The 13,650-nt window shown below is 32.4% G+C and carries 11 protein-coding genes and 1 pseudogene; 4 read left to right on the top strand and 8 right to left on the bottom strand.

Features of this window, described 5'->3' with window-relative positions; all coding sequences use genetic code 11:
• Nucleotides 1–52: 52 nt before the first annotated feature.
• From cobM to cobA, 4 genes are read right to left on the bottom strand one after another with little or no spacing between them, the layout of a single operon-like run.
• Nucleotides 53–817, bottom strand: a complete 765-nt coding sequence (cobM, locus tag AOG54_RS05065; protein WP_084795505.1) for a precorrin-4 C(11)-methyltransferase — start codon at nucleotides 815–817, stop codon at nucleotides 53–55.
• Nucleotides 814–1,464 carry a precorrin-2 C(20)-methyltransferase gene (locus tag AOG54_RS05060; RefSeq protein ID WP_052656846.1) on the bottom strand — a complete coding sequence of 217 codons (651 nt, stop codon included), beginning with the start codon at nucleotides 1,462–1,464 and terminating at the stop codon, nucleotides 814–816. The genes cobM and AOG54_RS05060 overlap by 4 nt, the downstream gene beginning before the upstream one ends.
• On the bottom strand, nucleotides 1,461–2,651 hold the full coding sequence (gene cbiE, locus AOG54_RS05055) for a precorrin-6y C5,15-methyltransferase (decarboxylating) subunit CbiE (RefSeq protein ID WP_054963761.1): 1,191 nt from the start codon (nucleotides 2,649–2,651) through the stop codon (nucleotides 1,461–1,463). The genes AOG54_RS05060 and cbiE overlap by 4 nt, the downstream gene beginning before the upstream one ends.
• A complete protein-coding gene (gene cobA / locus AOG54_RS09520; RefSeq protein ID WP_084779438.1) occupies nucleotides 2,644–3,936 on the bottom strand; it encodes a uroporphyrinogen-III C-methyltransferase in 1,293 nt (430 codons plus the stop codon). The genes cbiE and cobA overlap by 8 nt, the downstream gene beginning before the upstream one ends.
• Nucleotides 3,937–4,040: 104 nt before the next feature.
• Here cobA and AOG54_RS05045 point away from each other — a divergent pair, with 104 nt between their 5' ends.
• On the top strand, nucleotides 4,041–5,174 hold the full coding sequence (locus AOG54_RS05045; RefSeq protein ID WP_048102263.1) for an NAD(P)/FAD-dependent oxidoreductase: 1,134 nt from the start codon (nucleotides 4,041–4,043) through the stop codon (nucleotides 5,172–5,174).
• A 10-nt stretch (nucleotides 5,175–5,184) separates the two neighbouring features.
• Nucleotides 5,185–5,637, top strand: coding sequence for a DUF1641 domain-containing protein (locus AOG54_RS05040; RefSeq protein ID WP_156324216.1), 453 nt, complete (start codon nucleotides 5,185–5,187; stop codon nucleotides 5,635–5,637).
• Here AOG54_RS05040 and AOG54_RS05035 read toward each other — a convergent pair.
• The 3 genes from AOG54_RS05035 to AOG54_RS05025 all read right to left on the bottom strand — a co-directional run bounded on the left by AOG54_RS05035 (nucleotide 5,629) and on the right by AOG54_RS05025 (nucleotide 9,751).
• A complete protein-coding gene (locus AOG54_RS05035) occupies nucleotides 5,629–6,915 on the bottom strand; it encodes a vWA domain-containing protein (protein ID WP_055032503.1) in 1,287 nt (428 codons plus the stop codon). The genes AOG54_RS05040 and AOG54_RS05035 overlap by 9 nt on opposite strands.
• A 6-nt stretch (nucleotides 6,916–6,921) precedes the next feature.
• Nucleotides 6,922–8,079, bottom strand: coding sequence for an AAA family ATPase (locus AOG54_RS05030; RefSeq protein ID WP_236689001.1), 1,158 nt, complete (start codon nucleotides 8,077–8,079; stop codon nucleotides 6,922–6,924).
• A gap of 85 nt (nucleotides 8,080–8,164) precedes the next feature.
• Nucleotides 8,165–9,751: a thermopsin gene (locus tag AOG54_RS05025; RefSeq protein ID WP_162200868.1), complete on the bottom strand. Its 1,587-nt coding sequence runs from the start codon at nucleotides 9,749–9,751 to the stop codon at nucleotides 8,165–8,167.
• 167 nt (nucleotides 9,752–9,918) lie between these two features.
• Between AOG54_RS05025 and AOG54_RS05020 the strand changes: the two genes are divergently transcribed.
• Nucleotides 9,919–11,742 (top strand): glycosyltransferase, encoded by a 1,824-nt coding sequence (locus AOG54_RS05020; protein WP_055032502.1) that lies wholly within the window; start codon nucleotides 9,919–9,921, stop codon nucleotides 11,740–11,742.
• A 125-nt stretch (nucleotides 11,743–11,867) separates the two neighbouring features.
• Nucleotides 11,868–13,442, top strand: a complete 1,575-nt coding sequence (locus AOG54_RS05015; RefSeq protein ID WP_236689059.1) for an oligosaccharide flippase family protein — start codon at nucleotides 11,868–11,870, stop codon at nucleotides 13,440–13,442.
• 2 nt (nucleotides 13,443–13,444) lie between these two features.
• Here the strand turns inward: AOG54_RS05015 and AOG54_RS09935 are convergent.
• Nucleotides 13,445–13,650: pseudogene (locus tag AOG54_RS09935) on the bottom strand (carbon-nitrogen hydrolase family protein); the annotation flags it as partial.

Genomic DNA, 13,650 nt, shown 5'->3' with positions numbered 1-13,650 from the left:
TCTTTTTTATAATATTTACAAATTTTTTTAAAATATATCCTAAAAATGGTAATTACTGTACCTTATTTTTATTATTTCTGAATAAATGAACAAAATTTGGGTTATAAAGAAATGATTTAACATCACTATTATGTGTAAATACACCACCGGTAAGTATTAATGCCTGTCTGTTTATTCTATTCTCAAACAACGTCTTTTCAAGATCATTTACGGTTGTTTCTATTATTTTTTGATCTGGCCATGAAATTCTGTATGCTATTATAACCCGGTCATCCGGGGAATACCCTGCATCAAGAAGTTTTTTTGTTACCGCACCGGCATTTGATGCACTTAAAAAAATGCCAATGGTGGCTCCATGCCTGGCCATAACAGAAAGATCCTCGGATTCAAATTTTTCAGTACGCCTCGGCACCCTGGTAATAATTATTGTCTGTGTGCTTCCAGGGGACGTTAATTCCATGCCCATTGCTGCTGCAGCGGCAAAAAGTGATGAAATGCCTGGGACTATTTCATAATTCATGTTATTTTTTAACATAAATGACGTTACATCGTTAATTGCACCGTATATTGACGGATCACCGCTGTGTATTACTGTTATGTCCATGCCCTCATTATAAAACTTCTGAATAATTTCATTAATTTCATTTATGTTCATGCCGGAGGTTCCATATATTCTATCTGTGGACGCATTCTTTAAAATATCAGGATTTACAAGTGAATCGGCATATAAAATGACATCCGTTTTTTCTATAATTCTTGCAGCCTTAACTGTTATTAAATCCGGGTCTCCTGGACCCGCGCCTATTATATGAATCATTTTAAAATCACCAGTGCCATATATGAGTCTATATCATTTATATTATTATATATTTTCTGGGATTTTAGGGATACATTTTCCATAATATAATACTTTTTCAAATGCTCATCATCCAGTAATTTTTTTAATACATCCTTTGCCCCAATGGCCTTTATTATTGCCCCATTTTTTGTCCCCATTATCATTTTTTTCATGTATTCATAATCATTAACTGCCGGAATTATTGTAAATATCTCATCTTTTTCTGCCATGGGAATTCCAAATATCGCGGCGGCAGCATTTATTGAGCTAATCCCCGGTATGAACCTAACCTTACAGTCCAGATACCTGTATAAATCAAGGAATGTGCTGTAAAGCATCGGATCACCCTCAACAGCGTAGACAACACTATCATAAAACTCAAGTGAATTTTTTATCCGGCATGCATTTTCCCTTATTTTTTTTAATAAATCCAAGGATCTTATCGGAAATTCAAGGGGTTGCATTTTCTTTTTGTCAATGCCCAGGGATATTAGAATATTCTCTGCGTATTTAAAAGATGTGTATGGATAATAGATTAAATCTGCATCCATTAGTATTTTATATCCCTTTACTGTTATTAAATCCGGGTCTCCCGGCCCAAGGCCAACAACATATAATTCATTCATTTTTTCACCGCCGTTAATATAAATACAGGGTCCACAGGTTTAAGCATCATATCATTTTTAATTGTGTGGTTTCTATTTATAAGCGCCTGGGTAAGATCATACCCTATTTTATTACTATTAAGGTATGAAATAATTTTGTTTAAATTGCCTATTAAAACAGTATTTACTACAATTCTCCCATTTTTTTTCAGTCTCTTATATGAATAATCAAGAATTTCAGCGATTTTCCCTCCGGAACCACCAATGAATACAATATCTGGATCTGGAAGATTGTAAAGTGCGTCAGGAGCCTCCCCATTTATAATGTTTAAATCGCATGAAAATTTCTTCATATTTTTTTCTATATTATTGCAGGCCATGCTATTTTTTTCTATGCAGTATATGCCACCATCATAATTATACCGGCATGCCTCTATTGATACAGATCCTGTCCCTGACCCTATATCCCATATAATATCACCATTTTTAACTGCCATTTTTGAAACAGAGATATGCCTTATCTCCTCCTTTGTGATATTCTCATTAATCATTGAAAAATTTTTATCACTTAAATCATCTGGTGAAAAATTTTCAATCTCATCAATAAAAATTAAATTTGGATCCGAGAATTTTGAGTTGAGCGCATCTTTAATATTAAAACATCTTATTTTCTCATCATTATATCCAAGCCTTTCAAGAACTATAAAGCGAAAATTGGTCAATCCATATTCAATCATATAACCTGCTATTTTATCTGGTGAGTTTATTTTATCGGTTAAAATTATAACCCTTTTATAATGTTTTATTCTCTGTGCAAGGCCCTTAATAGGTCTTCCATGCACGCTTATTGCATGTACGGTATTTATTGGAATTTTAAGTTTTGATAATGCGACATCAATGGAACCAATGTGTGGAACAATATTTATATATTCAGCGCCAAAATTCCTGATTAATGCTGTACCAATACCATAAAATAAGGGATTTCCAGAGGCAATAACAACTATATTTTTATTCTTATTAAACTCATCTTTAATTTCATCCAATGCAGTGTCTAGTTTTTTTATTGGCCTAACAATTTTTTTATTAACGTTTAAAAGTTCAATATTTCTGGTTCCTGCAAAAATAACATCGGCATTTTCAATAATCATTTTTTCCACATCAGTAAGACCAAAGCCGGGCATTGAACCAACAACATTGATTTTATTCAATTTTTTCTGCCTCCAGCAATTTTATTAAATCCTCTTTTTTATTCATTTTCATAATTCCATTTATATTATCAGATATTCCAAAGGCACAAACTATTTGATTCTTAATATATTTTTTAATAATATCATAATATGAAAATGTACCATCTGCAAAGACAATATAATCTGAACTGTTTATTAAATCTATTATGTAATTATCAATTTTAATCAGTGTTTTTTTAATTATGTTTAATTCATTTTTATGGTTAAATCCTATAATATTATCATCATCACTTATATTATAATTATTTAAATCTATGATATTAAAAATGCCTGCCCGATGAAGTTCTTCCGGGTCGTCTGTGATTATACTATTAAAATTCCTTATGTCAATATGCATTTTTTTAATTAGTTTCATAAAGTATCCTATATAATTGCCAGATATGACCAGATTCCTATTAAATCTAAATTTTACATCATTATTTATGAAAATATCACTGATCCTAAAATTTATTATATTCACGCCATAATTTTCATAATCAACATTGATTTTTTTAAATTCATAAAAGATAAGCATTTTTTTAAATTTATTATTTTTTCTTCCAAATTTTTCATGGTATGAAACAACATCTCCGACTACAATCAGAGCCGGGTCCTCACTGTACTCATAATTTATGGTTTTTAATGTTCCTGTAAAGACCCTCTGATCCTTATGTGTCCCATTTTCAATAACAGCTATTTTTGTATTTTCACTGTATCCAAGAAAAAGTAACTTATCTATTATTTCATTAATATGTTTTGAGCCCATGAATATAATAAGGGTGTATGATGATTTATTTTCACCAAGTGATGGTATATTTAATTTTTCAACGTTATGCCCTGTGGCGGCTATTATTCCATGGCTAACGTCCCGGTGTGTTACAGGTATTCCGGCATACTCCGGAACAGCTATTAATGCTGATACACCCGGTATAACCTCAAAGTCTATATTGTTTTCCTTGAGAAGTTCTGCCTCCTCACCTCCCCTGCCAAAAAGAAATGGGTCACCCCCCTTTAGCCTAACAGTAATATCAAATTTATTAGATGCATCCAGAATTATTTTGTTAATTTCATTCTGCCTTATTGACGACACATATGGTTTTTTGCCAGCGTATATTCTTTCGCATCCGGGCTTAAGAAGATTTAAAACCTCTGGATTTATAAGGTGATCGTAAATAACTGCATCCGCCCTCTTTATTATTTTTAGGGCCTTTAATGTGAGCAAGCCCGTATCACCCGGGCCGGTACCAACCAGATAAACCTTTCCCATTACAGGATAATTTTATTTTCCTATTTGTTTTTATGTTTATTTATTTTGGTGCAAATTTAATTAATTTAAATAAAATTTTAATATAAGGGTGTTATATAAAAAGAATGGTGCAGAAGAGGGTTTTAATTTTGGGTGATGCCAATGCTGGAATAATAACAGCAAATAAATTGAGGATGCATACAGACAACGATGTGGATATTACGGTTGTTGGCAAATCAGAATACACATATTTTAAGCCTGACGGCGTTTTAATACCATTTAATGAAATAAACTATAAAGAAACATTTAAAAAGACAGATTTTGTTTTGAATTATGGAATAAATAGAATAAAGGCACTTGCAACCAAAATAAATTTGAATGATCATTACGTTGACCTTGATAATGGCAAGAGCATATCATATGATTACCTGGTAATAGCCACCGGAGACCGGCTTGTTCCGGAGGATGTCCCGGGGTATAATGATGGTATCTATCATTTTTATGATTTAAACAATGTTTTAAAATTAAAGGAAGGTCTGGAATCATTTAACGGTGGCAAAATTGTGGTTGGCCCTGCAAGCGTTCCCTTCCAGTGCCCTGTGGCACCTTCCGAATTTGTCTTTGGCATCGATAAGATTTTAAAATCAAGGGGTTTAAGGGATAAATCAGATATAACCTTGATAATGCCCATGGACGATGTTCTACCGTTCAAAAATGTTTCAGACGTTGTTAGATCCGGATTTGAGGAAAATAAAATAAATTTCATACCGAAATTTAAGAATGTTACTGTTGATGGAAAATCGAAAACAATAACATCAGAATCTGGTGAAAAATTGAATTATGATATGCTTGTTTTAATACCCCCGCACAAGGGTCAGGAATTTTTAATAAAATCTGGATTATCAGAAAATACAGGTTATGTAACAGTTGATAAAACAAAATTAAATTACGGGGACTATGACAATGTTTATGTTGTTGGTGATGCTGTTGATTTTCCAATGAAGGTGGGGGCAATGGGGCATTCAATGGCAGCATATGTTGCATCCAAAATTGCCTCACAGATAAATGGAAATTATTCAGAAACATCCTTTGATGGCTTCATGGGCTGTTCAACCGTATTTACTGACCATACCGCATTCACATTATCCTTTGATTATTCATCAAAGCCATTTTTAAATTTTGCCAGTCATTCAGATTATTTCCTGAAGTATATATCAGCAGATACATACTTCTCGTCAATTTTAAGGGGTATATTATAGGGTGATTTACATGGATGAAACAGATATGCAGAAGATTATGTCAGAGCTTGAGAAGAATAAGGATGTGCTTGATGCATTTTCAAGGTTAATAGAGAAGTTAAAAGGCGCAGGGCTTGTTCAGGCTCTTGATTATATTACAGAGAATGTTATTCCTGATAATCTTGACTTCTTTGCAAAATCATTTACATCTCCAGATTTCACGGATGTCGTTGCCAAATCTGGCAATACAATATTTTCGTTACTTTATATGCTTTCAAATCCAGAAATGTCAGATATTATTAAGGGAATTTCATTTAATTCAACAGGTATAGCACAATCCATGGTTGACGGTGCATCATCTGCACAACCATTATCAATACTAAAATTGATGTCAATGCTAAAGGATCCTGAGATAGCGGCAGGCTTAATGGCATTAATGAATATGCTTAAGGTTCTTGGTACCGTATTTAAAAAATTAAAATGATTTTGCTATATTTAAAAGATTTAATGCACCCTGTTCAGTTAGAACAGCATTTAAATATTTTTCACTTATTTTTTTTAATCCCTCATTGTAGCCATTAATCATTACCGTAATTATTTTTATGCTGGTTTTTGCAAGGGCCGATGCTATATTCATTATATTCACCTTATCCTCGCCATCTGTAATCACTATTATTGTGCTTGTTAAATCATGGATTTTGCTGTTTTTAATATCATCAATTGCCCTTAGTATGGCGCATTCTATGCATGTTCCCTTGCTTGCCTCAACAGTAAGTATATTGTTTACTATATCATATGGCCTTGTGTACATTTCATGTGGTTTGTTATCAAAAAACCTGAAAAAATATTTTCTGTGCTTTATTGTGGATAATCTAAATAATGCCAGGGCAACAGATCTGGACCAAACCATTTTGTCGGCCTCATACATGCTTCCACTCTTATCAAGAAGCACATAGTATGCCCCCTCATTTAATATTACCTTCTCCTTTCCAGTGAAGCCATAAAGAATTTTTGAATAAAATACCTCATCAGGCATTGCAAGTTCCCTTGATAAAACATTTGATAAATTTCTTGTTTTATAATAGCCGCCAAGCTCACCGGAAGTGGAACGCGCCCTCATTTTTCTTGTGAACTTGGGCATAATGTCAATGAGCTTATTGGCGGTTGTTATAATTTTATCAGCATTCTGAACAGACATCATTCTTTCTGAGAGGTCTATAAGTCTATCTATGTCAGTGTCATCATTACCCGACCTTCTTCCTCCGGGTATTTCATTCTTCATGAGTTTTTCAAGCTGCCTTGCCTTTTCAGTCCTCTGCATGGATTCCTTCATGGCCCTGTCAACCATTTCGGAAGCACTTTTTCCCGTGGAATCGCCATTTTTCTGCCTTTCTTTTTTTGATTCCTCATTGAGGGCCTTCAAAAAATTAATGCTGTATATCATTGAAACCCTGTCATTTAATTTTGAATACGCCCTGAATTTTGAAAATTCATCGGATTGCACATAGGATGCAAGTTTTTTTCTAACACCCTCAAGGAATGGACTTTTGTTCTCATTACTGGAAACATATGCCAGATTTGAGTAATAAAGGAAATACATATCGGCTGCCGATGTTTTTAAATCCTCCTTAAATTCACCTGTTAAATCCATCTTGCCCGCATATCTTACTATTCTTTCCCTTGTGGTTTTGTAAACATTACTCTCAGGATTAATTCCGATTATATTGCTATTTATTTTCCTAAAAATAAGATCCTGATCCATATAAATTTACCTTCCCTTTAGCTTCTGGTATTTGCTGCCGGCAAAATCAAGTGTTGAATTTATTTTATAAATTACCTCCTTATGGTAAGGATTATTATCCGAACCAATATCTATTTTCATTTCCTCAAGCTTTTTTATGAAAATCTCTAAAAGATTTAATTTATCAAGAACCTCATTATAAGGTGAATTTTTGTGAATTGACTCCTCGGTACTGGCTATTAAGGATTTTGTCTCCTCTATTATTGTGTTTGCCTTCTGTATTATCTCTGATTTATTCTCAAGCTTTGAATCTATTATTGCAGCCTCTATTTTTGGAAGATCATCCTCAGAATCAGCCGAATATCTCATGGCCATGGCAATATCATTTCCCGATATTTTTCCGGAATTCATTAAGATGCTAAATGCGGCTGCTATTTTCAGCATCTTAATCTTTCTTCTATCGCTTAAAAGAACATTGTTTTCCTCCAGCTGAATCAATGCATCTGTATATCTATCCATAAGTGCCCTATCCTTATTCTTCATTTCAGTCAATCTGGATATTACCATATTCTGAATTTTAATGATATCCTCAACGTCCAGTATGGTTTTACCTAAAGATGATTTCTGCATTAAATCTATGCCATGTTCAAGCAAATCGGTTATCAGAGTTTTTTCGATATATTTATGGAATACCTTTATTGGATAACGGTCATACAGTGCCATATCCTCCTCATCATTTGATATTTCATTGCTTGCCGAATATATACCAAGTATATTTAATGAAAGCATTGAATCGCCGTTTGGAAGCCTCCTGTTGAGCATTATGTCCAGAAGCGTGTTTCTTATTGCTGAACTTGCCTTAAAAATCTCATCCAGGAATATTATATTTGCATCAGGGAGCTTCCCCTTTGTGATATTTTTATACTCACCGGCTTTAAGCGCGTTTATATCAATTGGCCCCAAAAGCTCCTCAGGCTCAGTAAACTTTGTCAGAAGGTAATAAAAGTATTTGGCATTCACAAGTTTGCTCAATGTATCTATTATTGATGTTTTTGCTGTTCCAGGGGGGCCTATTAAAAGCGTGGGCTCACCTGATATGAGACCGGCCAGCACACCGTCAATAACATCCTCTCTTCCCACAAAACTGCTGGTGAGATAATCCCTTACCTCGCCTATCTTGTCCATGTTTTCCATTACTGTTAATAATTAAAATAATGCCTAATAAACATTTCTAAATTCCGCATAATATATATTATAGATTTTTAAATAACTATCTCTTTAAATTATTATTTTCATCATCATTATTAATATTGTATTCTTTGAACATTTTAGTACTATCCTTCCTTCCTGTGCCCGAAATTCCCATAAGAATAATTGCAATTAATGCAAGTGCTATTATATAATAAAATGCGTATTTTTCAATGCTTCTTATTATTGGATTTGCATGAAAGCTTACGTTTACATAATTAAAGTTTCCATGAACAGTTATGGTGCCTGTCTGGTTTTTTATTGAATAACCAAACAGTCCGCTAATATTATAATTGTATGTACCATTTTTTTCATAAAATACAATTTCATTATCTGTTGAGCTTAAATTTAATTTATTCATATTTATAAACCAGAGGGTGCCATTAATTAATCCAATGGCTTTAAAAATTACCGGATAAACATTTTCCGTTGCCTTATAATAAGTTTGTTTCGCAGCCAATTGGACAGAAAAATTTGATATCTTCTGGCCATATAAAGAATATATGCTTATGTTATATTCCCCAGGAATAAGCGTGATGTTCATAGCATAATTCCTAAAATTCGTTTTATAATTATTTGCAAGAACATATCCCTGAATAATGTATTTTGCGGTTATGTTTAGATATGATAATTCATTCTGGTTATAAATCATCTTTAATTTTCCGGTTCCATTGCTTATTTGAACCCCGGGAAAATTTTTGGCCATCTGGGAATTGGCATTTGAAATTGTTTCAGCAGTATCAGACCCAAAATTGTATGCATTTTCTATGGCCTGATAATTATGGCCATTCCAGTATTTTAACTGCATTGTCAGGTTTGATTTTACATCCGTTGTGCTGGCACCATTGCCCGGGCCTCCAAGAATTAATTCAGCATCACATGGATTTCCCTTTGATGTATACCTGTATCCCTGTACAATGAAATCTGCGTTTGATGCATTTTTGGCGAATATAAATTTTACAGTATCATAAATATTCCATCCACTTCCTGTATTATATTCCATGTAAACTGTTGGATATCCTGAAATATTTTTATACACCTCTCTAAGACCTATACTGTCAGTGGTTATATACATGCTGGGTTCATCGATATAAAACTGCTGGCCATTGCTATTATATAAAGTTCCATTTCCACTCAATGTTGATCCGTATATATTTGCATACCTTGTGGTCTGGTTCCACACATTATCTAAAATACTTACACCAGGTGTTTTATTTGACGTGGACAGTATGGCAACATTCTGTATCCAGTAATCATAGGTATGTCCACCTGAGCTGAAGTTAAGGTGAAGGTTTAATTGAATTGATGCGTCGTTTTTTTCACCTGAAGGCAGGCTGGCATTGTATGTCTTTATATCAGTTATATTTATAATGCCCTCAAAGGAAGAGGTTTTTAATGAATATGGAGTATTTCCAGGGCCAATACCCATGGCAGATATTCCCATTGGCGCCGGTTCAGATGTGTATAGCACATAGGGATTTATGGAACTCTCAGTAACATTACCTGTAGCTTTTTCACCATAATTATCATTATAAACATTAATTGCCATTGAAAATATTAATAATGAAACCAGAGCTATTACTGCCAATGATTTGTACCTGCCTTTCATTACCATATTAATTAAATCGTATATTAAATTCTTGCTGTTTAATTTTTAATTCCTATATTTAACATGAATATCTATACAAACAAAATAAATTATTTCAGAATTATAATATTAAAATAAACAGCAAAATATTAATCATAATAAGATATATAACTAACAGGATTATTTTCATGAGAGCCCTTATTATTGGTTCGGCTGACCTGAAATACGATGGTGGAGGCGAGAGAAACGCTGTTCAGATAGCCGAAATACTGATGAGAATGGGCTATGATGTTACATTGATGGGATCTGGATATCCCTTTATAAGGAAAAATAATGTTAACGTTAAATTTAATTATATAGAGAATGCCTTTTCAGATGATATATTCTCAAACAGGCATTTAATGAAATTAACAAATGGAATCAGCATGGGATTTATAGGCCTATTCTCATTTAACAAAATATGGGAAAAGATAAAGGGTTATGACCTCTATTATTTTGTAACACCAAATTTTATCTTTAGAAACGCCGTTAAAAAATTTGCAAGGCTTGATAAGCCTCCTGCAGTTATACTGGCAAATCATGGTAGCTACTTTGAAATACTGGATAACCATAAATTTTTTGGAAATTTAATCAAATATATATTAAACATAATGATATTCTCAGGCATAACAGGCAAAATATCTGTACAGGCCCAGAATATTTATCAGAAAAATTTTTACATAAATCAAAATTTCAAGGATATTTATTTAATACCACAGAATAATATAGATTTTAATAAATATAAAATTGAAGAACATAATGGATTCAACGTTGTGTTCTTAAATAAAATTACTAAAAATAAAGGTTCAAAGCTCCTATTTAAAATTATCAAACATGCTCCAAAGGATATACATTTTGATATAATAGGTTATGGAAACATGAATAAATTAAGGAAGAAATTTAAAAATTACAATGTAACATTCCATGGATTCGTGGATGAAAATACAAAAATAGAAATACTGGCAAGATCGGATGTTATGATTAATCTGTCAAAATATGAATCCTTGAGCATTACCTCAATTGAGGGTCTTGCATCAGGACTGTATATAATAGCCCCCAAAATATCTGGACTGGAATACATAAAATCAATGACGGAATATATGAGCATAGTTAAAAGGAATTATATCAGCTATATAAACGAAATAAAAAGAATAAAAAATTTTTATGGTGATAATTTTATAAACATAAGAAATCAGATTAAAAATAATGCATTATCAATTTTTAATTACAGTGTTATAGAAAAAAATATTGAAAATATGGTAAATGATACACTGAAAAAAAAAGAAATAAGATCATACACTATAGTTTATACAGTTAATAATGCTGATAAATTTAGATGCAATTTAAACAATATTTTAAATTACATAAAGAATGAAAACATACCGGTTAATGAAATTATGGTTTTTAATAATACAAAATACAGAATAGAAACCACTGATAATATAAGGATATATAATAAAAAATCACCATATACCGGGACAGAGGAATTAAACCTGATTTCCCATGCAAAAAGTGATTATATAATTAAGTTAAATGATAAAAATGATATTAATAATATAAAAGAACTGATTAAATACATTGATTCTGGATATGATGTTATTATAGGCTCCAGGTTTATTAACGGAAAAATAAGGTCAATCAAGGATGCATTTGATCTCATTGTTATTAAATTTACACATCTAATATTTCCTGGAATAACAAAGGTTGATGATATTTTAAGTGATTTTTTTGTAATAAATAAGAAAATAATAAGGGGAGATAAAAAGGTGCCTGATGTTTATAAGGCACTTTTATATGTTCTTGCATCAACAAGGACGAGAAATATTAAAATGGTAAAAACATCATCATTATCCTGCAGAAGAATAATTATGGATGAAAAATCATTTTATTATTACATGACCGAGATTGTTGTGTGCATGAGGGCCTATCATAAAAAAAAGCCGGACAAAAACCATGATTATACACCAATTTAGGCATTTAAAAATTGTATCTGTATTTTATACATAAGATAGATATAATTTATCTTTAACCATTTAAATAATATAAATAGTTACATTTTAATAGATAAATTTTTAAACAAAGTTTATATCAGCTAATGTTGTCAGATTTAACAGAATCATTTGGGCAGGGTTTGGTATTCCAGTATTCGGCTGTCGGTAGCATGTTTTTCGGCTCCGCCATCTTTTATTTTGCCCTCGCCCATCTTTTACCGGTTTTTACTGTTGGTTCAATATCATTGCTCTATGCAATAATGAATATACTCTCAGCTGTTTTCATTTTTGGCCTTGGAAACGGCCTTCAGCATTATTTATCATATCATCTTGCCAGAAATGATACACAGGCAATCAAAAAAATTATTGTTAAGACCACATATATGGCAATTGGACTTGCCATCCTTGCCTTTGTTACGGTTTATTATATATCAGGTTATGTTGCAGTACTGTTCTTTCATAATATAATATATGCACAATCAGTAAAAATCATCGGAATTGCAATATCAATGTCAGTAATAATAAATATATTTGCATCTGTTCTGCTTGGTTTAAACCAGTATAAAAAATATTCAATCATGTATACTTTTTATTATATCATCCTGTATTTCTTCCCATTACTGCTTCTATTTTTGCTTAAAAATACAATATCCCTGCTCTATGGAATTGCCTTTACAGATGCAATATACGCATTAATCTTTATTATGATGGTCTACAGGAATTATTTTAAAATGCCAAAGGTCAATAATGAAAAAGCTGTCAGGGAGCCTTATAAGAATATAATAATTTATTCTATACCATTATTCTTTGCATCGATTATGAACACAAGTGCAACATATATAGACCGCATCGTTGTATCGTATTTTATAAATCTTGGATTTCTCGGCATTTATAATTTTGCGCTTGTTGTGGCCTCAGCCGCATCAATTATGGTTCTCCCAATATCCAATCTTTTAATACCAAAATTATCGTCTTTCTTTTCATTAAATAATCTTGATGGATTTAAAAATAGCATTAAAATGCTCCTAAATATAGGCTATTTAATATATGTTCCTGCAGCACTTGGCATTGCAGCACTCTCAAGGCCGATTCTGGTGGTATTTGCAGGTGACCAGTATTCAATAGGTTATATACCGCTGATGATAATTATGTTCATAACATCATTATTCGCAGGTGCGGTGGTATTATCATCCGGGATTTCAAGTGTTAGGCAGACAAGGATTTTTATATATTCATCTGCCCTTTCACTTGTCGCAAATATTGCGTTATCCATAATACTCATACCAAGATTTAACATCCTTGGCGCGGCAATTTCCTATTCATCAATGAATGCTGTTAACTTTATTATTGTTTATCATTATGCCAGAAAATTCAAGATAAATAATTTTGACAGGACCAGAATCTTAAAGATATGGTTCGCATCAATTATCATGTTCAGCATTGTATTTATCCTTCAGTTCCATCTTTCATACAGTATAATAAATATACTGTTATTGATGCTTGCCGGATTTGGCATATATTTATTGGAAATAAAGGCTTTTAAATTAATAAGCAGGGAGGAAATGAATTATGTCCTTGATATTATACCTGATAAATTCAGCATGCTAAAGTTTATACTTGAAAGGCTTTCATATACAAATTCATCCTCTGGAACTGATAAATTATTTAGATTTATAAAATAAATTTACCTTAGCCTGTAAAGTTCAGGCCTGCGCTGTTCTAAAACAGGCATTTTATTTCTAACATTTCTTATTCTGTTAATGTCCAGATCAGAATATATTATATCCGGTGCCTCAGCACATCTGTTTATTATAACACCTATTGGGTCTGCAACGGTGCTTATACCTGTGAAATCGCCCCCAACAAGATTGGAACTTGCAACATAAACCG

Origin of the sequence: Acidiplasma aeolicum, assembly GCF_001402945.1 — an archaeon.
Taxonomy (GTDB): Archaea; Thermoplasmatota; Thermoplasmata; order Thermoplasmatales; family Thermoplasmataceae; genus Acidiplasma; species Acidiplasma aeolicum.
This window is presented reverse-complemented; position numbering and strand designations above follow the sequence as displayed.